The sequence below is a fragment of the Bordetella sp. BOR01 genome (assembly GCF_019218885.1).
Classification (GTDB): domain Bacteria; phylum Pseudomonadota; class Gammaproteobacteria; order Burkholderiales; family Burkholderiaceae_B; genus Bordetella_A.
This window is the reverse complement of record NZ_JAHUWT010000003.1, coordinates 966,928-987,004: the sequence shown is the minus strand read 5'-3', so window position 1 is coordinate 987,004 and position 20,077 is coordinate 966,928. Positions and strand designations below refer to the sequence as shown.

The 20,077-nt window shown below is 65.2% G+C and carries 16 protein-coding genes; 10 read left to right on the top strand and 6 right to left on the bottom strand.

Annotated elements, in window-relative coordinates:
- Positions 1–5 precede the first annotated feature (5 nt).
- On the bottom strand, positions 6–1,364 hold the full coding sequence (mnmE, locus tag KW845_RS19465; RefSeq protein ID WP_218370983.1) for a tRNA uridine-5-carboxymethylaminomethyl(34) synthesis GTPase MnmE: 1,359 nt from the start codon (positions 1,362–1,364) through the stop codon (positions 6–8).
- A 124-nt stretch (positions 1,365–1,488) separates the two neighbouring features.
- Here mnmE and KW845_RS19460 point away from each other — a divergent pair, with 124 nt between their 5' ends.
- From KW845_RS19460 to KW845_RS19415, 10 genes are all read left to right on the top strand, one after another.
- On the top strand, positions 1,489–3,075 hold the full coding sequence (locus KW845_RS19460) for an ABC transporter substrate-binding protein (protein WP_218370982.1): 1,587 nt from the start codon (positions 1,489–1,491) through the stop codon (positions 3,073–3,075).
- A 19-nt stretch (positions 3,076–3,094) separates the two neighbouring features.
- On the top strand, positions 3,095–4,069 hold the full coding sequence (locus KW845_RS19455; RefSeq protein ID WP_218370981.1) for an ABC transporter permease: 975 nt from the start codon (positions 3,095–3,097) through the stop codon (positions 4,067–4,069).
- Positions 4,066–4,992 carry an ABC transporter permease gene (locus KW845_RS19450; RefSeq protein WP_218370980.1) on the top strand — a complete coding sequence of 309 codons (927 nt, stop codon included), beginning with the start codon at positions 4,066–4,068 and terminating at the stop codon, positions 4,990–4,992. Before KW845_RS19455 ends, KW845_RS19450 begins: the two co-directional genes overlap by 4 nt.
- A gap of 14 nt (positions 4,993–5,006) precedes the next feature.
- Positions 5,007–5,999, top strand: a complete 993-nt coding sequence (locus tag KW845_RS19445; protein ID WP_218370979.1) for an ABC transporter ATP-binding protein — start codon at positions 5,007–5,009, stop codon at positions 5,997–5,999.
- 41 nt (positions 6,000–6,040) lie between these two features.
- Positions 6,041–7,072, top strand: a complete 1,032-nt coding sequence (locus KW845_RS19440; RefSeq protein ID WP_218371430.1) for an ABC transporter ATP-binding protein — start codon at positions 6,041–6,043, stop codon at positions 7,070–7,072.
- A gap of 159 nt (positions 7,073–7,231) precedes the next feature.
- Positions 7,232–8,431, top strand: coding sequence for a M20 aminoacylase family protein (locus tag KW845_RS19435; protein WP_218370978.1), 1,200 nt, complete (start codon positions 7,232–7,234; stop codon positions 8,429–8,431).
- Between the two features lie 110 nt (positions 8,432–8,541).
- Positions 8,542–9,444 (top strand): TauD/TfdA family dioxygenase, encoded by a 903-nt coding sequence (locus KW845_RS19430; protein WP_218370977.1) that lies wholly within the window; start codon positions 8,542–8,544, stop codon positions 9,442–9,444.
- A gap of 12 nt (positions 9,445–9,456) precedes the next feature.
- Positions 9,457–10,500 carry an ABC transporter substrate-binding protein gene (locus KW845_RS19425; RefSeq protein ID WP_218370976.1) on the top strand — a complete coding sequence of 348 codons (1,044 nt, stop codon included), beginning with the start codon at positions 9,457–9,459 and terminating at the stop codon, positions 10,498–10,500.
- 1 nt (position 10,501) lies between these two features.
- Positions 10,502–11,299 (top strand): ABC transporter ATP-binding protein, encoded by a 798-nt coding sequence (locus KW845_RS19420; RefSeq protein WP_218370975.1) that lies wholly within the window; start codon positions 10,502–10,504, stop codon positions 11,297–11,299.
- Positions 11,300–11,321: 22 nt separating this feature from the next.
- Positions 11,322–12,197, top strand: coding sequence for an ABC transporter permease (locus KW845_RS19415; protein ID WP_218370974.1), 876 nt, complete (start codon positions 11,322–11,324; stop codon positions 12,195–12,197).
- 9 nt (positions 12,198–12,206) lie between these two features.
- Here the strand turns inward: KW845_RS19415 and KW845_RS19410 are convergent, their stop codons facing one another.
- From KW845_RS19410 to yidC, 5 genes are all read right to left on the bottom strand, one after another.
- A complete protein-coding gene (locus KW845_RS19410) occupies positions 12,207–13,835 on the bottom strand; it encodes a GMC family oxidoreductase (RefSeq protein WP_218370973.1) in 1,629 nt (542 codons plus the stop codon).
- Entirely contained in the window at positions 13,832–15,364 is a 1,533-nt protein-coding gene (locus KW845_RS19405) for a sulfatase (RefSeq protein ID WP_218370972.1), read from the bottom strand. Before KW845_RS19405 ends, KW845_RS19410 begins: the two co-directional genes overlap by 4 nt.
- Positions 15,365–15,368: 4 nt before the next feature.
- Positions 15,369–16,373 carry a tripartite tricarboxylate transporter substrate binding protein gene (locus KW845_RS19400; RefSeq protein ID WP_218370971.1) on the bottom strand — a complete coding sequence of 335 codons (1,005 nt, stop codon included), beginning with the start codon at positions 16,371–16,373 and terminating at the stop codon, positions 15,369–15,371.
- A gap of 316 nt (positions 16,374–16,689) precedes the next feature.
- Positions 16,690–18,129 carry a catalase gene (locus tag KW845_RS19395; protein ID WP_218370970.1) on the bottom strand — a complete coding sequence of 480 codons (1,440 nt, stop codon included), beginning with the start codon at positions 18,127–18,129 and terminating at the stop codon, positions 16,690–16,692.
- Positions 18,130–18,375: 246 nt separating this feature from the next.
- Entirely contained in the window at positions 18,376–20,064 is a 1,689-nt protein-coding gene (gene yidC, locus KW845_RS19390; RefSeq protein ID WP_218370969.1) for a membrane protein insertase YidC, read from the bottom strand.
- Positions 20,065–20,077 lie beyond the last annotated feature (13 nt).

Sequence of the window (20,077 nt, the reverse complement as noted above, 5' to 3'; positions counted from 1 at the left end):
GGGCCTTATTTCCCGATACAGAAACTGGAAAAAATCTCACCCAGCAGATCGTCGCTGGTGAACTTGCCGGTGATGCTGCTCAGGCTGTCGTGCGCCAGCCGCAGCTCTTCGGCAAACAGGTCCAGCACGCGGTCGTCCTGCGCCGCATGTTCGGTGGCCGTGGCCAGGTGCCCGGCGGCGGCCTGCAAGGCATGCAGGTGCCGTTCGCGCGCCAGCCAGGGCGATTCGGCCCCGGGGTTCCATCCGGCCAATGCCAGCAGGCGGGCGCGCAGTTCGTCCAGCCCCGCGCCTTCACGCGCGGAAATGCCCAACTGCCCGGCACCGGCCGCAAAGGGCCTGTCCAGCAGATCTACCTTGTTGAACACGGTCAGCAGCGGCGTGCGCGCCGGCAGCCGCGCCACGATCTGCGCATCCAGCGCATCGGCCGGTTGGGTGGCATCCTGCAGGTGCAGGATCACGTCGGCCCGCTCGATTTCTTTCCAGGTGCGCGCGATGCCCATGCTTTCCACCGTGTCGTCGGTCTCGCGCAGCCCGGCGGTATCGACGATGTGCAGGGGCACGCCTTCGATGTGGATTTCTTGCACCACCTTGTCGCGCGTGGTGCCGGCGATGGGGGTGACGATGGCGATATCATCGCCGGCCAGGGCGTTCAGCAGGCTGGACTTGCCCACGTTGGGCTGGCCGGCCAGCACCACGTGCAAGCCTTCGCGCAGGATGACGCCTTGCCGCGCCTGCGCGATCAGCGTGTCCAGGTCGGCCGCCAGCGCCTGCAGCGTGGGGCGGGCCTGGTATTTTTCAAGGAAGTCGATTTCTTCTTCGGGAAAGTCCAGCGTGGCCTCGACCAGCATGCGCAGGTGCACGATGCGGTCCGACAAGGCGTTGACGCGGGCCGAGAATTCGCCCGACAGCGACGCCATGGCACCGCGTGCGGCGGCAACCGATGATGCATCAATCAAATCGGCCACGGCCTCGGCCTGGGCCAGGTCCATGCGGTCGTTCAGGAAGGCGCGGCGGGTGAATTCGCCCGGCTCGGCCAGGCGCAGGCCCAGGTCGGCGCCGGCCTGCAGGCAGCGGTCCAGAATGCGCCGCAGCACGGCCGGCCCGCCGTGGCCCTGCAGCTCGAGCACGTCTTCGCCGGTGTACGACTGCGGCGCGCGGAAATACAGGGCTATGCCTTCGTCCAGGTGCTCGCCGGTGTCGGCCGTAAATGGCAGGTAGTGCGCGTGGCGTGGCGTCAGTTGGCGCCCGAACAGGCGCCGTGCCAGGCCCGACAAATCGGGGCCGGAGACGCGCACCACGCCGATGCCGCCGCGGCCCGGTGCGGTGGCGATGGCGGCAATGGGAGCATGCGTGGACGAGGCCATGGATAGGTAAATTTCTTGGACGAATTCAGGACGGCAATAAGGGAATATAACTGTTGCGTGCCTGTGTGTTTGCTGGTTAAGGTGTGCCGGCGGTCTACCCTACAGAACACATCGGGAGAGCATCATGGCATCTCAGTGGTTACGTTTATTGGCTGGCGGCACACTAACCATGGCCATGGCGCTGGGAGCCATGACGCCGGCGGCGGCGCGCGACCTGGTGGTGGCGCTGAAGACCGAGCCCAGCTCAATGGACCCGCAATACCATGCGCTGACCCCCAACACGCAAATATCGCAGACCTTGTTCGACCCGCTGGTGCGCGCCGATGCGAAGCTGCAGCCGCAGCCCGCGCTGGCCGAGTCCTGGACGGTGGATGGCAATGTCTGGACCTTCAAGCTGCGTCCGAACGTGAAATTCTCGGATGGCTCGCCGTTCACGGCGGAAGACGTGGTGTTCACCTATGACCGTATCCCGAAGGTGCCCAACAGCCCGTCGCCGTTCACGCTGTACCTGGGTTCGGTGGCCAAGACCGAGGCGGTCGATCCCCTGACCCTGCGCATCACGACCAAGGCGCCGGCGCCGCTGCTGCTGATCAACCTGGCGCAGTTGCCCATTCTGTCGAAGCAGGCGGCCTCGGGCCCCGCGCCCGAGGGCAAGACCACGACCGAACTGAACAGCGGCAACGGCCTGGTGGGTACCGGCCCCTACAAGTTCGTTTCCTGGAAGCGCGGCGCCGAACTGGTGTTCGCCCGCAATGAGCACTACTGGGGCAAGAAGCCCGATTGGGACAAGGTGACGTACCGCCCCATGTCGAACGCCGCCGGCCGGGTGGCCGCCTTGCTGGCGGGCGACGTGGACATGATCGAGGATCCCCCCACCGACGACCTGCCCAACCTGAAGAAGAACAAGGGCCTGTTCGTCGAGGAAACCCCTTCGGTGCGCGTGATGTACGTGGCCATGGACCAGTACGCCGAGCCCACGCCCGGTATTACCGGCCTGGACAAGAACCCGCTGAAAGACAAGCGCGTGCGCCAGGCGCTGTCGCTGGCCATCAACCGCGATGCCATCGTCGACCGCGTGATGGGCGGCGTGGCCAAGGCGGCGGGCAATGCGCTGCCGTATCCCATGTTCGGTTCGTCCAAGGAACATGCCGAGGCACCCAAGGCCGATCCGGAAAAGGCCAAGGCGCTGTTGAAAGAGGCGGGCTACCCCGATGGGTTCGCGATCACGCTGGGGGCGCCCTCGGGCCGCTACGTGAACGATTCGAAGATCGCGCAGGCCGTGGCGTCGATGTGGTCGCGCATCGGCGTCAAGACCAGCGTCGAGGCGCTGGCGCCGTCGGTATTCTTCAAGAAGCGCGACAGCTATGGCTTCAGCGCCTACATGGCGGGCTGGTCGGCCACCAGCGGCGAGATGTCCAACCCGCTGACCTCGTTGCTGATGACGCGCAACCCCGACGCGGGCGAAGGCACCACCAACCGCGGGCGCTATTCGAACCCCGAGATGGACAAGCTGGTGCGCCAGGCCGCGTCCACCATGGATGACGACCAGCGCGCCAAGCTGCTGCAGCAGGCCAGCAATCTGGCCATGGATGACTTCGCCATGCTGCCGCTGCATTTCGAGCTGTCGGTGTGGGCCATGAAGGACGACATCCGCTACGAGGGCCGGCCCGACCAGACCACCCTGGTGCAGTACGCGACCCTGAACAAATAGGGCCACGAGCTGCGTCGACATGCTGGCAACCATCATCCGCAGGCTGCTGCAGACGCTGATCGTGATGCTGGTGATGTCGGCGCTGGTGTTCGCCGGCATCTATCTGGTGGGCGATCCGGTCTCGATGATGGCCAGCCCCGAGGCCACCGACGCCCAGCGCGAAGCGATCCGCGTGTCGCTGGGGCTGGACAAGCCCCTGGTCATGCAATACCTGGTGTTCATCAGCCAGGCGGTGCAGGGCAACTTCGGCAACAGCTTCCTGACCGGCGAGCCGGCTATGCGCCTGATCCTGGAGCGCATGCCGGCCACGATGGAACTGGCCACGGTGGCCATGCTGCTGTCGGTGCTGATCGGCGTGCCGCTGGGTATCCTGGCCGGCCTGCGGCCCAAGGCGGTAGGCTCGCGCGCCATCATGACCGGCTCGGTGCTGGGGTTTTCGCTGCCGAACTTCTGGGTGGGCCTGATGCTGATCATGCTGTTCGCCGTGACACTGGGCTGGTTGCCAGCCAGTGGCCGCGGCGCGACCGTGCCGGTGCTGGGCGTGCCATTGAGCGTGCTGACGCTGGACGGCTGGGCCAGCCTGATCCTGCCGGCCGGCACCATTGCGCTGGCCAAGTGCGCCATGATCGTGCGGGTGACGCGCGCGGCCACCCGCGAATCGCTGCCCATGGACTACATCAAGTTCGCGCGCGCCAAGGGCCTGTCGGAAAAGCGCGTGCTGGGCGTGCATTTGCTCAAGAACATCCTGATTCCCATCGTGACGGTGGCAGGGCTGGAATTCGGCCAGGTGGTGGCCTTTGCCGTCGTGACCGAGACCGTGTTCTCGTGGCCCGGCATGGGTAAGCTGCTGATCGACTCCATCGTCAACCTGGACCGTCCTGTGGTGGTTGCCTACCTGATGTTGATCGTGTTTTTCCTGGTCATGCTGAACCTGGTCGTGGACATCATCTACACCGTGCTGGACCCGCGCGTACGCCTGGAGCGCCGAGCATGACGACGCCTGTTTCTTCCGCCCCGTCCGCCGCCCCGCCCGCCGTCCGCGTCGAGACCCCGCTGCGCCGCTTCCTGGTGGATTTCTGTGCCAGCAAGCTGGCGCTGGTGGGCGTGGCGCTGTTGCTGGTGACCGTGGGCGCGGCTGTGTTCGCGCCCTGGATCGCGCCGCAGAACCCGTTTGACATCGGCACGCTGGATATCCTGGATTCGAAGCTGCCGCCGGGCAGCGTCAGCAGCGACGGCAGCATGACCTATTGGCTGGGCACCGACGGGCAGGCGCGCGATGTGTTCTCGGCCATTCTTTACGGCATGCGCACCAGCCTGATGGTGGGCACGATTTCGGTGCTGGCGGCTTTTGCCATCGGCGCCACGGTGGGCCTGATCGCCGCGTATTTCGGCGGGCGGATCGATGCCTTCCTGATGCGCGCGGTGGATATCCAATTGTCGTTTCCGGCCATCCTGGTGGCGCTGATCCTGCTGGCGATCCTGGGCAAGGGCGTGGACAAGGTCATTATTGCGCTGGTGGTGGTGCAGTGGGCCTACTTCGCGCGCGCGGCCCGCGGCGCGGCGCTGGTCGAGCGCGGCAAGGAATACGTCGAGGCGGCCCGCTGCATGTCGCTGAGCTGGGGGCGCGTGCTGTTCCACCATGTGCTTCCCAACTGCATGCCGCCCCTGATCGTGATCGCCACCATCGACCTGGCCCACGCCATCGCGCTGGAAGCCACGCTGTCGTTCCTGGGGGTGGGCGTACCGGTAACCGAACCTTCGCTGGGCATGCTGATCTCGAACGGCTTCGAATACCTGTTGTCGGGGCTGTACTGGATTTCGTTCTTCCCGGGCATTGCGCTGGCCCTTGCCATCATCGGCATCAACCTGGTGGGCGACCACCTGCGCGATGTGCTGAACCCGCACAACGCGGCCTGAGCGGCGAAACGGCCATGGACAATCACGCCACGACGACCGACGCACCGCCCATGCTGCAAGTGCAGGGGCTGAAAACCCATTTCTTCACGCGCGCCGGCGTGGTCAAGGCGGTGGACGGTGTGGACCTGTCGGTGCGCCCGGGCGAGATACTGGGGCTGGTGGGCGAATCGGGGTCGGGCAAGAGCATCACCGGGTTCTCGCTGCTGGGGCTGGTGGATGCCCCGGGCCGCGTGGTCGAGGGCGAGATCCGCCTCAATGGCGAAGACCTGCGCCAGGCTTCGCCGCGGCGCTGGCGCGAGTTGCGCGGCAGCGACATCGCGATGATCTTCCAGGATCCGATGATGACGCTGAACCCGGTGCTGCGCGTCGATACCCAGATGATCGAGACCGTGCGGGCGCACCGCCGTGTCAGCCGGGCCGACGCGCACGCGCGTGCGCTGGATGTGTTGACCAAGGTGGGCATCCCGTCGCCGCAGGAACGCCTGCGCGCCTATCCGCACCAGTTGTCCGGCGGCATGCGCCAGCGGGTGGCCATTGCCATTGCCCTGCTGAATGCCCCGCGCCTGATCATTGCCGACGAGCCCACCACCGCGCTGGATGTGACCATCCAGGGGCAGATCTTGTACGAAATGCAGAAGCTGTGCCGGGAGACCGGTACCGGGCTGATCTGGATTACGCACGACCTGGCCGTGGTGGCGGGCCTGGCCGACCGGGTGGCCGTGATGTATGCCGGCCGCGTGGTGGAAACCGGCACCACGGCCGACGTGATCGGCCGGCCGCTGCACCCGTATACGCATGGCCTGATTGCGTCGATACCCACGCCGCAGACGCGCGGCCAGCCGCTGGACCCCATTCCGGGCATGACGCCTTCGTTGTTGAACTTGCCGCAGGGCTGTGCGTTTCGCACCCGCTGCCCACGCGCCACCGATGCCTGTATGCAGGCGCCGCAGGCGGTCGAGCACCGGCCCGGTCACTGGGCCCGCTGCTGGCATGCAGGAGAACCGTAGTGCAAAGCGCCGCGCCCCTTTCGCCGCAGCGGGCATCGCCATTGCCCGATGCACCCGTCGCCGCGCCGATTCTGTCGCTGCGCCAGGTCGAGCAGCATTTCGTGCAACCGGTCGACCTGGCCGGCCGCATTGCCAACCTGTTCGGCGCGGGCCTGAAGACCCTGGTGGTGCAGGCGGTGGCCGGGGTGGACCTGGATGTGCGCGCGGGCGAGGTGATCGGCATCGTGGGCGAATCGGGTTGCGGCAAGTCGACGCTGGGCCGCATGGTGTCGGGCATCTTGCGGCCGACCGGCGGGCAGATCCATTACCAGGGCAAACCAGTGGCGCAGATGCCGGCTGCCCAGCGGCGCGCCTATGAACTGGGTGTGCAGATGATCTTCCAGGATCCGTACGCGTCGCTGAACCCGCGTATGCGGGTGCTGGACATCATCGGCGAGGCACCCGTGGCGCACGGCTTGATACGCGCCGGCGAGAAGGCCGACTACGTGGCCGGCCTGATGCGCCAGGTGGGCCTGGATGCCGGCTATGCGCAGCGCTATCCGCACCAGTTCTCGGGTGGCCAGCGCCAGCGCATCGGCATTGCGCGCGCACTGGCCCTGAAGCCTTCGGTGATTGTGTGCGATGAAGCCGTGGCGGCGCTGGATGTGTCGATCCAGGCCCAGGTGTTGAACCTGTTTGCGCAATTGCGGCGCGACCTGGACTTGACCTATCTGTTCATCAGCCACAACCTGAGCGTGGTCAGCCACATATCGGACCGGGTAGCCATCATGTACCTGGGCCGCATTGTCGAGCTCGCGCCCACCGAGGCGGTGTTTTCTCGCGCGAACCATCCTTATACGCAGGCCTTGCTGAAAGAGCTGCCCGACTTGCGGCCGGGGCGGCGTGATTACCAGCCCATCAAGGGCGAACTGCCTTCGCCGCTGGCGCCGCCCTCGGGCTGTGCCTTCCATCCCCGCTGTCCGCATGCGATGCCGCGGTGTTCGGTGGAGCGGCCGTTGTTGCGTGCGGTGGCGGCGGGGCATGTCAGTGCGTGTCATTTGAATGACGAGACGAGAGGAGCGGCGGCTGCCTAGCTGGGGTAATTGCGTTGTTGGGCGTGATGGTTTGGGTACTGGCCCCACCCCCAAGCCCAGGGCGGCGAGGCGACCCAAGAACGCACCCCGGCCAGCACCCCAAACCCGCCGGTATGCTACAAAACCTGCATATATACATATCCATTTCAGAGCATCGCCATGAAAACCCTAGACGAAATCGAACGCGCCCATGCCGACCTGACCGCCCTGCGGCGCGACATCCATGCGCATCCCGAGCTGGCCTTCCAGGAAACCCGTACCTCGGCGCTGGTGGCCGAGCGGCTGCGCAGCTTCGGCATCGAGGTGCATACCGGCTTCGGCAAGACCGGCCTGGTAGGAGTGCTGAAGTCGGGCACCAGCGGCAAGACCGTAGCCTTGCGGGCCGACATGGACGCCCTTCCCATGCCCGAGCACAACCGCTTTGCGCACAAGTCCACGGTGGACGGCCGTATGCACGGCTGTGGCCACGACGGCCATACCACCATGCTGCTGGGGGCTGCCGAGTACCTGGCCAAGCACCGCGACTTCGACGGTACGGTGATTTTCATTTTCCAACCGGCCGAAGAAGGCGGCAATGCGGGTGCCCGCGCCATGATGCAGGACGGCCTGTTCGACAAATTCCCGTGCGACGCGGTGTTCGGGCTGCACAACATGCCCGGCATGCCGGTGAACCAGTTCGGTTTTCGCAGCGGGCCGGCCATGGCGTCCAGCAACCGCTGGGACATCACCATCCGCGGCGTGGGCGGCCATGCTGCGCAACCGCACAACGCGGTGGATTCCATCATCATCGCGGCCGACATGGTGCATGCGCTGCAGACGCTGATCTCGCGCAGCAAAGACCCGCTGGAATCGGCTGTGCTGACCATTACGCAGGTTCACGCGGGCGACGCCTATAACGTCATTCCCGGCGAGGCCGTCCTGCGCGGCACGGTGCGCACCTATACGGTAGACGTGCTGGACAAGATCGAAGACGGCATGCGGCGCATTGCCACCACCCTGCCGCAGGTCTATGGCGCCACTGGCGAACTGGACTTCGTGCGGGCCTACCCGCCGCTGGTGAACTGGGAAAAGGAAACCGCGTTCGCCGCCCAGGTGGCCCGCGAAGCCTTTGGCGACCAGCAGGTCAATTGTGACATTCCCGCTTTCATGGGCGCCGAAGACTTTTCCTTCTACCTGGAACAAGTGCCGGGCTGCTACCTGTTCCTGGGCAACGGTGACGGCGATCACCGCATCGCCACTTACCATGGCATGGGCCCCTGCCAATTGCACAACTCCAATTACGACTTCAACGACGCCCTGCTGCCCGTGGGGGCCACTTACTGGGTCAAGCTGGTACAGAAGTTCCTGCCGGCGGGCTGAGCCGGCCGCGGCGTCTATATGACGCCAAGCTCTGATTAAACGCCGATAACTTCGTTTGAGTTGGCTGGCGGGCTTTGCATAATGGATCGTTCTGAATACCGGAGCGATCCATGTCTGTTGCCAATAGCGCCTTGCGCCGCGATGCGCTCGCAAGCGATTCGCAGGATTTCGATGTCCGGCCGCTGGCCGGCGGCATCGGCGCGGAGATCGTTGGCATCGACCTGGGCCGCCCGCTGGCCGACAGCGACTTTGCCCGCGTGCATCGTGCGCACCTGGACCACCACGTGGTGGTGTTCCGCGACCAGGACATCACCCCCCGGCAGCACATCGACTTCAGCCGCCGCTTCGGCAAGCTGATGATCCATGTGCTGCACCAGTTCCACCTGGCCGGGCACCCCGAGGTCCTGATCGTCTCGAACATCATCGAGGACGGCAAGCCCGTGGGCCTGGGCGATGCGGGCAAGTACTGGCATTCGGATATTTCGTACAAACCGCTGCCCAGCCTGGGCTCGTTGCTGCATGCGCAGGAATTGCCGGCCGAAGGCGGCGACACGCTGTTCGCCGATATGCACAAGGCCTACGACACCCTGCCGGCGCACCTGCGCCAGGCGATCGAGGGGCGGCAGGCCGCGCATTCGTACCTGGCCAAGTACGGCCAGATGCAGAAAGAAGGCAACTGGCGCCCCAACCTTAGCGCCGAACAGTTGGCTCAGGTGCAAGAAGTGGTGCACCCAGTGGTGCGCACGCATCCCGAGACCGGACGCAAGGCGCTGTTTGTCAGCGAAGGGTTCACCACGCGCATCGAAGGGCTGCCCGCCGACGAAAGCCGGCAGGTGCTGGACGAATTGTTCGCCCATAGCATCCGGCCCGAACACATTTATCGCCATGCCTGGCGCGAGCGCGACCTGGTGTTCTGGGACAACCGCTCGCTGATCCACCTGGCCGCGGGCTGTCCGGCACACCTGCGCCGCAAACTGTATCGCACCACGATTGAAGGCGACCTGCCTAACTGAGCCGGATTGAACATGACGAATTTCCCCACTACCAAAGAACGCTGGGCGCGCTACGCCGGCGCCACCATGCTGGCCCTGGTGATTGCGCTGCTGGCGCTGGCCTCGCCCACGCCGGCGCTGGCCGAGGGCCGCCTGCGTATCGCCGAGCAATACGGCATCGTGTACTTGCTGTTGAACGTGGCGCGCGACCAGCAACTGATCGAGAAGCACGGCAAAGAAGCCGGTGTGGATATCGATGTGGAATGGGTCAAGCTGTCGGGTGGCGCCGCGGTGAACGATGCGCTGCTGTCCGGCGCCGTGGATATCGCCGCCGCCGGTGTCGGCCCCCTGCTGACCATCTGGGACCGCACGCATGGCCGGCAGAACGTGAAAGGCGTGGCCTCGCTGGGCAATTTCCCGTATTACCTGGTGACCAACAACCCGGCCGTGAAGACCATCGCCGATTTCACCGACAAAGACCGCATCGCCCTGCCGGCGGTGGGCGTATCAGTGCAGGCGCGGGTGCTGCAGCTGGCGGCCGCCAAGCAATGGGGCGATGCCGAGTACGCCAAGCTGGACGCGATTTCCGTGGCCGTGCCGCACCCGGACGCCACGGCCGCGATCATCTCGGGCGGCACCGAGATCACCGCGCACTTCGCCAATCCGCCCTTCCAGGAACAGGAACTGGCGCAGAATCCGCAGGCCCGCATCGTGCTGAACTCGTACGACGTGCTGGGCGGACCCAGTTCGTCCACGGTGTTGTTCGCCACCGAGAAGTTCCGCGACGGCAACCCGAAGACGTACGCCGCGTTCCTGAAAGCGTTGCAAGAGGCGGCCGACTTCATCACCGCGCATCCGCAGGAAGCCGCCGAAACGTACCTGCGCGTGCAGGGCGCCAAGCTGGATCGCGACTTCCTGGTCAAGGTCATTACCAACCCGGACGTGTCGTTCACGCTGCAACCCAACAACACGCTGGTGCTGGCCAAGTTCATGCACCAGGTCGGCGCCATCAAGAACCCCGCTGCCAGCTGGCGCGATTACTTCTTTGAAGATCCGGCCATCGGGCAGGGCAGCTGATATGGCGGCGTCTCATCCGCTGCTGCAGGTGCGCGACCTGACGCTGGAATACAAGACGCCGCAGCGCCGCGTGCGCGCCACGCACGAAGTCAGTTTCGATGTCTATGACGGCGACCGGTATATCTTGCTGGGGGCCTCGGGTTGCGGCAAATCCACCTTGCTGAAAGCGGTGGCCGGGTTCGTGCCGCCCGCGGCTGGCCAGGTGCTGCTGGACGGCACGCAAGTTGCCGGCCCGGGCCCGGACCGCATCGTGGTGTTCCAGGAATTCGACCAGTTGCCGCCCTGGAAGACCGTGTTGCAGAACGTGGTTTTCCCGCTGGTGTCCACGCGCAAGCTGGGCCGTGCCGAGGCGCGCGAGCGCGCCCGCCATTATCTGGACAAGGTGGGCCTGTCGGCTTTTGCCGATGCCTATCCGCACACCTTGTCGGGTGGCATGAAGCAGCGCGTGGCGATCGCCCGGGCGCTGGCCATGCAGCCGCGCGTATTGCTGATGGACGAGCCCTTCGCAGCACTGGATGCGCTGACGCGCCGCAAGATGCAGGAAGAACTGCAGGCCCTGTGGGAAGAGGCGCGCTTCACGCTGCTGTTCGTGACGCACTCGATCGAAGAAGCGCTGGTGCTGGGCAACCGCATTCTGCTGCTGTCGCCGCATCCGGGCCGCGTGCGGGCCGAACTCAACGCGCACCAATTCGACCTGCATGCCCAGGGTTCGGCCGCCTTCCAGGCAGCGACCCGGCGCATCCACGATCTGTTGTTCGACGTGCCGCCGCGCCACGAGCCGCAGCGGGCCGCCGCCTGACCCCCTATCCCCGAGGATGGCGATGACTTCTATCGCGCAAGGGGGCGTATTGCGCCCCGAAATCGAACACGAACTGCCCTCCTTGCCCGGCCTGGCGGCCGAAGCGCCGCTGGTTTGGCACGAGCGGCTGCGTCAGCACGCGGCCGTGCGCAAGACGCTGATCTTGCTGGTGCTGGCCTTGCTATGGGAAGCGGCCGCCCGCTATACGGACAACGACCTGCTGCTGCCCGGCGCCTGGCAGACCGCGCAGGCCTTCATGCAGGGCCTGGCCGATGGCGAACTGCCCGCGCGGGCGCTGCTGTCGCTGTCGGTGCTGCTCAAGGGCTATGTGGCGGGGATTGTGCTGGCTTTCCTGTTGACCACGCTGGCCGTGTCCACGCGCGTGGGGCGCGATGTACTGTCGACGCTGACGGCCATGTTCAACCCCCTGCCCGCCATCGCCCTGCTGCCCCTGGCCCTGCTGTGGTTCGGCCTGGGCGAAGGCAGCCTGGTGTTCGTGCTGATCCATTCGGTGCTGTGGGCGCTGGCGTTGAATATCTATTCGGGCTTTCTGGCGGTGCCCGAGACCCTGCGCATGGCCGGCCGCAACTATGGCCTGAAGGGCCCGCGCTATGTGGTGGGCATCCTGGTGCCGGCCGCCCTGCCGGCTATCCTGGCCGGGCTGCGTATCGGCTGGGCCTTTGCCTGGCGCACACTGATCGCCGCCGAGCTGGTGTTCGGCGTATCCAGCGGCAAGGGCGGGCTGGGCTGGTACATCTTCCAGAACCGCAACGAGCTCTATACGGATCGCGTGTTTGCCGGACTGGTGGCAGTGGTGATCATTGGCCTGGCAGTGGAGAACCTGGTGTTCAACACGCTGGAACGCGTCACCGTGCGGCGCTGGGGCATGCAGCGCTAGCGCCGCCGCTCAGCGCGCGCCGGCCGACTGCAGCACCAGGCGGGCGCCCTTTTCCCCGATCATGATGCTGGCAGCGTTGGTGTTGGTGGACACCATGGTCGGCATCACGGATGCGTCGATGACCCGTAGTGCGCCGATCCCGCGTACCCGCAGTTCGGGGTCCACCACGGCCGAGTCATCCTGCCCCATCTTGCACGAGCCACTGGCGTGGAACACCGTGCCGCCGTGGTGACGCGCGAAGTGCTCCAGGCTTGCGTCGTCGGCGGCCGTGCTGCCGGGCAGGTATTCGTCACCGGTGATCAGGTCGCGGAACGACGGCTGGTGGAAAATGTCGCGCAGTATTTTCAGGCCCGCGACCACTACCCGCGCATCGTGCGGCTGGGTCAGGTAGTTGGTGACGATCGCCGGAGGCTGCAGCGGGTCGGCTGCGCGGATCCGGACATGGCCGCGCGACAACGGTCGGCATTGGGTGGCCGATGCCGAAAAACCCGAAAACCGGTGCAGCGGGTCGCCCGGCTTATCGACTGACAAGGGCATGACATTGAGCAGCAAGTCGGGCCGGCCCTGCGTCGCGTATTCGCTGCACACCATGCCACCCACTTGGCCCGCGCCGACCGTCAGGGGACCGGACCGGGTAAGCAGCCAGCGCGCGCCCATCGACATCAGGCCCAGCGCGCTGCGCGACTGATCATTGAGCGACATCTTCTTGCGCAGCTTGACGATGACGCGCGCCTGGTAGTGGTCCTGCAGGTTCTCGCCCACGCCCGCCAGGTCCGCATGGACGCCAATGCCGTGTTGTTGCAGCAAGCCGGCCGGCCCGATTCCCGACAACTGCAGCAATTGCGGCGTTTGCAGCGCACCCGCCGCCAGCAGGACTTCGGCGCTGGCCCGTGCAGATTCGATCATGCCGTCGCGCAGCCATTCCACCCCTGTGGCGCGGCCATGCCTGATGAGTACGCGTGTGACGTGCACACCGGTCAGTACGGTCAGGTTGGGCCGCTCCAGCACTGGCGCCAGAAAAGCCGAGGCCGCATCGCAGCGCCAGTGGCCACGCAAGGTCAACTGGTACGAACCCAGGCCTTCGGTGCGGGCGCCGTTGAAATCGGGGTTGCGGCCAAAGCCCGCCTCGGCGCCAGCTTCCAGCCAAGCGTGGCAGTATGGATGGTCGTTGCGCAACTCGGATACGCACAGTTCGCCCGACCCGCCGTGGTATTCGCTTTCGCCGGCCTCATGGCGTTCGGACCGTTTGAAGAACGGCAGCACCTCGCGGTAATTCCAGCCCGTGGCGCCCAGCTGGTGCCAGTCGTCGAAATCGGCGTGCTGGCCGCGGATGTACAGCAGGCCGTTGATGGCGCTGGACCCTCCCAGCACGCGCCCCCTGGGCCAGACGATGTTGCGGTTGCCAGTGGCGGGCTGGGCTTCGGTCTGGAATTGCCACGAGAATCGCGGGTCATAGATGGTGCGGAAATACCCGATGGGCAGGCGCAGCCAGAAATTGCCGCCCTTGCCCCCGGCCTCGAGCAACAGCACGCGGCAGCGCGGGTCGGCGCTGAGCCGGTTCGCCAGTACACAGCCAGCCGAACCGGCTCCCACGATGATGTAGTCGTAGCCGCGCTCGGCCTGTTTGCCGCCGTTCATCGCGCCGGCGCCTGCAGGCCCAGGCGTTGGTAGGCTTCGGGCGGCGCGTCATTGTCGCGCATGATCTTCGTCATCAGTTCCTGCAGCCGGCGCTCGATGGCCGCATCGCGGAAGGGATGCTGCTGTGCGTAGTCGTTGTCCAGGTCGTAGAGCACCGTGGTGGTGTCTTCATAGCCGCCGCCCTGGCCCTGGTGGCCCGTGGGTTGCCCGCGATCGTTGCGGCGCGCCGGCACTTTCAGTACTGGCACGCCCTGTGTGAAGGCAAAGGGTGGCGACAGTTCGGCGCCGCGCAGGTCATCGACATGGAACATCGTCTTCAGGTGCATGGGCATCAGCGTGTATTCGTATAGCTGCTGGCGCGTCATGTCCTCGGGGTACAGGAAATAGGTATAGCGCCCATCGGTGATGTTCGTACCGGCGCCGAACATGCCGTATAGCGCCGCCTCGCGACCCGGCCCGTCCTGCTTCAACAGCGGCAGCAGCGACCGGCCATTGCAGGTCGGGGGCACATCCACGCCATGCAGCGCCAGTAGCGTGGGCATGATGTCGATGGTCTGCGTCAATGCCTGGCGGCGCTCGCCGGCATGGCTCGCGTAATCCGGGTGGTGGATGATCAGCGGGATGTGCGCGATCTCGTTGTAGAACGGCATGCGGTTCTTGCCCCACCAGTCGTGTTCGGCCAGTAGAAAGCCATGATCGGTCGTCAGGACGACGGCCGTGTCTTGCCACATGTCGTGCTCGTCCAGGAAGTCGAGCAAACGGCCGAAATGGTGGTCGCACATGGCTACCAGCGCGGCGTAATTGGCGCGCAGCTCGGCGATTTCACTGGCGGACTCTTCGTTGCGCTTGTAGCGCGGCCAATCCAGGATGGGGCCGTCGTAATCGCTGGGGTAGTGCTCGCGATAACGCGCCGGCGCATGGAATGGCTCGTGCGGATCGAAGCATTCCAGGTGCAGCAGCCAGTTGTCGGCTTCGCGGTTGCGTTCCAGAAATTCAAAGCCGGCAGCAAACGTGCGGGGGCAGCAATAGTCGGCTTCGTCGCGCATGAACTCGCGGTTCACCATTGCCTGGATGCGGCCATCGCCCTTGCCGGCTGGCTGCTGCATCGGGTGGTACATGGTGCGGAAGCGCTCCAGTGGCGGCTGCACCATCGCTTTCCACTTGTCCCATTCCTGGCCGCGCACGAATTCCCAGGTACTGTAGCGGTTGTGATACGTGGCGCCGCCGTCTTCCCAGTAGTGGTAGTGATCGGACACCAAATGCGTATAAACGTCCTGCGCGCCCAGCAATTGCGCAAATGACTGATCAAAGGGCTCCAGCGGCCCCCAGCTCCGATGCAGGAAGTTCAAGCGCCCCGTATGCATCTCGCGGCGTGCAGGCATGCAAGGCAGGCTGCCCACGAAGTGGCGCTCGAAGGTAATGGCCTGTCGCGCGAAACGGTTGAAATTCGGCGTTTCGATGGCCGTGCCACCGTAGCATTGCAGCGCCGATCGCATCAATGAGTCGAACAAGACAAAAATCGTGCGCATGGCCTCACTCCACTTTGATATGCGCGGTGCGGACGATGCTCGTCCATTTATCCAGGTCTGCGCCCACCACGGCGTCGAACTGGGCGACGCTGGCGGGGTCGGCCGCCGTGATGCCGCTGCGTGTCATGGCCTCGCGCACCTGGGGGTCGCCCAGCGCTTTTGATGTTGCCTCGTTCAGCCGCTCGATCACGGCGGCGGGGGTCTGCCTGGGTGCCAGCAAGCCGATCCATTGGTCAGTGTTGAAGCCCGGTTCGCCTGCCTCGGCCATGGTTGGCACTTGCGGTAGTTGAGGCATGCGCCTGTCGCTGGCCACGGCCAAGGCGGTGATCTTGCCGGCCATGATCTGCGGCAACGCCACGGCGGCGTTGGCGAAATGGAAATCCACCCGGCCTCCAATCTGGTCCGTCATGGCTGGTGGCCCACCCTTGTATGCGATGTGCAGGATGTCGAGTTTTTCACGCGACTTCAGCCATTCGCCTGCCAGATGACCGGGCGTGCCGTTGCCGGCCGAAGCATAGTTGAGTTGGCCGGGCCTCGCCCGGGCCCGGGCGATCAGGTCGGCAAGGGATTGCGGCCCCAGGGTGGGATGGGTGACCAGGATCAGCGGGGCATAGGCCAGCGGCGCGACAGGCTGGAAGTCTTGCCGCAAGTTGAATGGCTGCGGCAGCCCCACCGCCTGGTTGATGGCAATGGCACTGGTTGTCACCATCAGCGTGTAACCGTCGGCCGGGGCCTTGGCGACGGTATCGGCGCCGATCGTGCCTCCCGCGCCCAGCTTGTTCTCGACGATGACGGTAGCGCCCAGTTCCGCCTGTAGTTTGTCGGCAAGCAAGCGGGCAGGAAGGTCCACCAGGCCGCCCGCCGGCCACGGGACGACGATGCGTATGGGTTTATCCGGGTAGCCCGCACCCAGGGCGCTGGCCATGCTGCCGGCCAGGACTGCTCCTAGTGCGCCAGTGATTATCCGGCGGCCCAACTGGCTGCGCGTGCTGTGGGCATGATGCCTCATGATGTCTCTCTCCTCGGGTCTGCCTGGCCGATGGGCCGATGGCGTGCCGGACAAAAATGCGGGGGTTGGCGCTCGTCGGTCCACCCCGGTCCGGGCGGGGTTGTTTTTATGCACAGGGTGGGCCGTGGGGTTAAATCATCTAAAGGTTCTATAAACCATACGACCGACACACAGGGAATGTCAATGGGGGCTTGTACGCGCCTACTGGGAGGGGAAACGCGAATGCCCCCGGGGCACTCTGTACCCAGGGGGCATTCACGGGGTCAAAGCGGCGAGGCAGGCGCCAGTGCACTGGCCCCGCCAGCACTACGCGGTGTTATTGCAAGCCCAGCGCCTTCGCCACGCCGGCGGCGTAGTCCGGATCGGCCCGGCGGAAGTGTTCCAGCTGGCGGCGCTGGATGTATTCGGGCACACCGGCCATATGGCGCCCGATATTGCCGAACAACTGCTGCTTCTGGTCGTCGCTCATCAAGCGGAACAGGGCACCGGGCTGCGAATAATAGTCGTCGTCGACTCGGTGGTTCCAGCGGTCGGCCGCCTGGCCGTCCAGTGCCAGGGGCGGTTCGGCCGCGGCCGGCGATTCCTGCCATTCGCCGGCGCTGTTGGGCTCGTAGTTGATCGTGCCGCCCTGGTTGCCGTCGGCGCGTACCGCGCCGTCGCGATGGAAGCTGTGGAACGGGCAGCGCGGCGCGTTGACGGGCACCTGATGGTGGTTCACGCCCAGGCGATAGCGATGCGCGTCGCCATACGAGAACAGGCGACCCTGCAGCATCTTGTCGGGCGAGAAGCCGATGCCCGGCACTACGTTGGCGGGCGTGAACGCGGCTTGCTCGACGTCGGCAAAGTAGTTTTCGGGATTGCGGTCCAGTTCGATGGTGCCCACGTCGATCAGCGGGTAATCGGCATGCGGCCAGACCTTGGTCAGGTCGAACGGGTTGATGTGGTAGGTGGCCGCGTCGGCTTCGGGCATGACCTGGATCTTCATCGCCCAGCGCGGGAAATTGTGCTGTTCGATATTGTCGAACAGGTCGCGCTGCGCGCTTTCGCGGTCATGGCCCACCAGTTCGGCGGCCTGCGCATCGGTGTAGCAGGCGATGCCCTGCATCGACTTGAAGTGGAACTTCACGTAGAAGCGTTCGCCTTCGGCGTTGACCAGGCTGAAGGTGTGCGAACCGAAACCGTGCTGTTGCCGGTAATTCTGCGGCAGGCCGCGATCGCTCATGACGATGGTGACCTGATGCAGCGATTCGGGATTCAGCGACCAGAAGTCCCAGGCGGCGCTGGCGCTGCGCGTGTTGGTCTGGGGATCGCGTTTCTGGGTGTGGATGAAATCGGGAAATTTCAAGGGGTCGCGCAGGAAGAACACGGGGGTGTTGTTGCCAACCAGGTCCCAGTTGCCTTCTTCGGTGTAGAACTTCATGGCAAAGCCGCGCACGTCGCGTTCGGCATCGGCCGCACCGCGTTCGCCGGCCACGGTGGAAAAACGGATGAACAGTGGCGTTTGCTTGCCCACCTGCGAGAACAGCCTGGCGCGTGTGTAGCGCGTGATGTCGTGCGTGACGGTCAGCGTGCCGTAGGCACCCGAGCCCTTGGCGTGCACGACCCGCTCGGGAATGCGTTCGCGGGCGAAGTGCGCCAGTTTATCGATCAGCCAGACGTCTTGCAGCAGTACCGGCCCGCGCGGGCCGGCCGTCATCGAATGGTTATTGTTGGCGACCGGCGCGCCGGCGGCGGTGGTCAGTGTCTTGTCGGTCATGGCGGTTTCCTAACTTGAAATGGCAGCGATGTTGCTTGGCGCCGCGAGCCTGGAGGCGGGCAGTGCGCCGTACCGCTGCAATAGTAGGATTGCCTTATGACCGCAGGGAAATTGATTTATTGCCGGTTGACCATAAACAAAAACTAATAGACTCTGCCCCACAATAAATTTCGCCGTGCCCTTTTTTGAAGGCACGGCGAAATCGGGCAGGTGCCAGGCACCTGCGGGGCTACGCGGGCGGCTGTGCTACTTATTGGCCGCGGCAGCCGTCTTGCGTTCAAGATTGCGCGTGATGGTCCACTGCTGTGCGATGGACAGCGTGTTATTGACGCACCAGTACAGCACCAGGCCGGCCGGGAAGAAGAACATCATCCCGCCGAACACCAGCGGCATGATCATCATGACCTTGGCCTGGATGGGATCGGGCGGCGTGGGGTTCAGCTTGATCTGCAGGAACATGGTGGCCATCATGATGGCCGGCAGGATGAAGTAGGGGTCGCGCACCGACAGGTCGTGCACCCACAGGATCCATGGCGCACCGCGCATTTCGACGCTGGCCAGCAGCACCCAGTACAACGCGATGAACACCGGAATCTGCACCACCATGGGCAGGCAGCCGCCCAGCGGGTTGATTTTCTCGGTGCGGTACATCTCCATCATGGCCTGGTTGAGTTTCTGGCGGTCGTCGCCGTACTTCTCTTTCAGGGCCTGCAGGCGCGGCGCCACTTGCTTCATGCGCGCCATCGAGCGGTAGCTGGCGGCAGCCAGCGGGAAGAACACCGCCTTGATGATGACCGTCAGGGCGACGATGGCCCAGCCCCAGTTGCCCAGCAGGCTGTGCAACCAAGTCAGCAACGAGAACAGCGGCTTGGCGATGATGGTCAGCCAGCCGTAGTCGACCACAAGTTCCAGGCCCGGCGCCAGGGCGCCCATGGCTTTCTGGTCTTGCGGACCCACCCACAGGTGGGAATCGACCTGGGCGGTGGCGCCCGGCTGCACCGCGCCGACAGCTTCGATGCTGCGCGCGGCGTACAGGTTGGGCTGCACCTGCAGCAGTTCGTTGGTGCGCGGCTTGCCCTGCGGGGGCACCCAGGCCGTGGCGAAGTAATGCTGCACGATCGCCAGCCAGCCATTATCGGCTTGCTTGACGTAGTCGCCCTTGTTCTTGGCGATGTCCGAGAAGGTGATCTTCTGGAATTTTTCCTGTTCGGAATAGACCGCCACGCCGGTGAACGTGTGATAGAAGCTGGACGTGTCGGCCGGATCGTTGCCGTCGCGCTCGAGCTGCAGATACAGCGACGGCGAAAGCGCGGCGTCGGTGGTGTTGGCCAGGGCATGCTGCACGTCGATGTCGTAACGGCCGCGATGCAGGGTGTAGGTCTTGGTGACCGTCAGGCCGCCCGATTCGGCCTCGAAGATGACTTGCAGGTTGTCGCCGGTCAGTTCATGGTCGGTGGACACCAGGCGGAACGGCGTCTGGTGATTGGGAAAGCTTTGCCCATCGGGGGCGCCAACCAGGCCGGACTGCACCACGTAGGTCATCTCGGGTGAACGGTCCAGCAGCACGGTGGGCTTATTGGCCTGGCCGGCGGTCGGATACTTGAGCAACTCGGCACGCACCAGCTGCGCGCCGGTGGTGTCGAAGGTCAGGCGCAGCACGTCGGTGGTGACCACGACCTGCTGGGCCTTGGCCGCGGCCGGCGCGGGCGTGGCGCCGGGCACCGTGCTGGCGGCCGGGGCGGGACTCGTAGGCACCGAGGGCGTGGCAGCCTGGCCGCCGGCGCCCGGCTGCTGGGCAGCCGCCGGCTCGTTGCTGCTGGCCGCCGGCGGGCCGCCAAACAACGACGGGTTGCCGTTATGGATTTGCCAGTTGTTCCACAGGAGCAACAGCGAGAAAGAGAAGATCATCCAGAGGATGGTTCGTCGGATATCCATGGTGCCTACGGTA

Coding starts and splice junctions, on each gene's coding strand:
- KW845_RS19420 (WP_218370975.1), top strand. CDS start 10,502: ATGGCGGCGTCTCATCCGCTGCTGCAGGTGCGCGACCTGACGCTGGAA.
- KW845_RS19435 (WP_218370978.1), top strand. CDS start 7,232: ATGAAAACCCTAGACGAAATCGAACGCGCCCATGCCGACCTGACCGCC.
- KW845_RS19395 (WP_218370970.1), bottom strand. CDS start 18,129: ATGACCGACAAGACACTGACCACCGCCGCCGGCGCGCCGGTCGCCAAC.
- KW845_RS19445 (WP_218370979.1), top strand. CDS start 5,007: ATGGACAATCACGCCACGACGACCGACGCACCGCCCATGCTGCAAGTG.
- mnmE (WP_218370983.1), bottom strand. CDS start 1,364: ATGGCCTCGTCCACGCATGCTCCCATTGCCGCCATCGCCACCGCACCG.
- KW845_RS19430 (WP_218370977.1), top strand. CDS start 8,542: ATGTCTGTTGCCAATAGCGCCTTGCGCCGCGATGCGCTCGCAAGCGAT.
- yidC (WP_218370969.1), bottom strand. CDS start 20,064: ATGGATATCCGACGAACCATCCTCTGGATGATCTTCTCTTTCTCGCTG.
- KW845_RS19450 (WP_218370980.1), top strand. CDS start 4,066: ATGACGACGCCTGTTTCTTCCGCCCCGTCCGCCGCCCCGCCCGCCGTC.
- KW845_RS19405 (WP_218370972.1), bottom strand. CDS start 15,364: ATGCGCACGATTTTTGTCTTGTTCGACTCATTGATGCGATCGGCGCTG.
- KW845_RS19410 (WP_218370973.1), bottom strand. CDS start 13,835: ATGAACGGCGGCAAACAGGCCGAGCGCGGCTACGACTACATCATCGTG.
- KW845_RS19415 (WP_218370974.1), top strand. CDS start 11,322: ATGACTTCTATCGCGCAAGGGGGCGTATTGCGCCCCGAAATCGAACAC.
- KW845_RS19400 (WP_218370971.1), bottom strand. CDS start 16,373: ATGAGGCATCATGCCCACAGCACGCGCAGCCAGTTGGGCCGCCGGATA.
- KW845_RS19425 (WP_218370976.1), top strand. CDS start 9,457: ATGACGAATTTCCCCACTACCAAAGAACGCTGGGCGCGCTACGCCGGC.
- KW845_RS19460 (WP_218370982.1), top strand. CDS start 1,489: ATGGCATCTCAGTGGTTACGTTTATTGGCTGGCGGCACACTAACCATG.
- KW845_RS19455 (WP_218370981.1), top strand. CDS start 3,095: ATGCTGGCAACCATCATCCGCAGGCTGCTGCAGACGCTGATCGTGATG.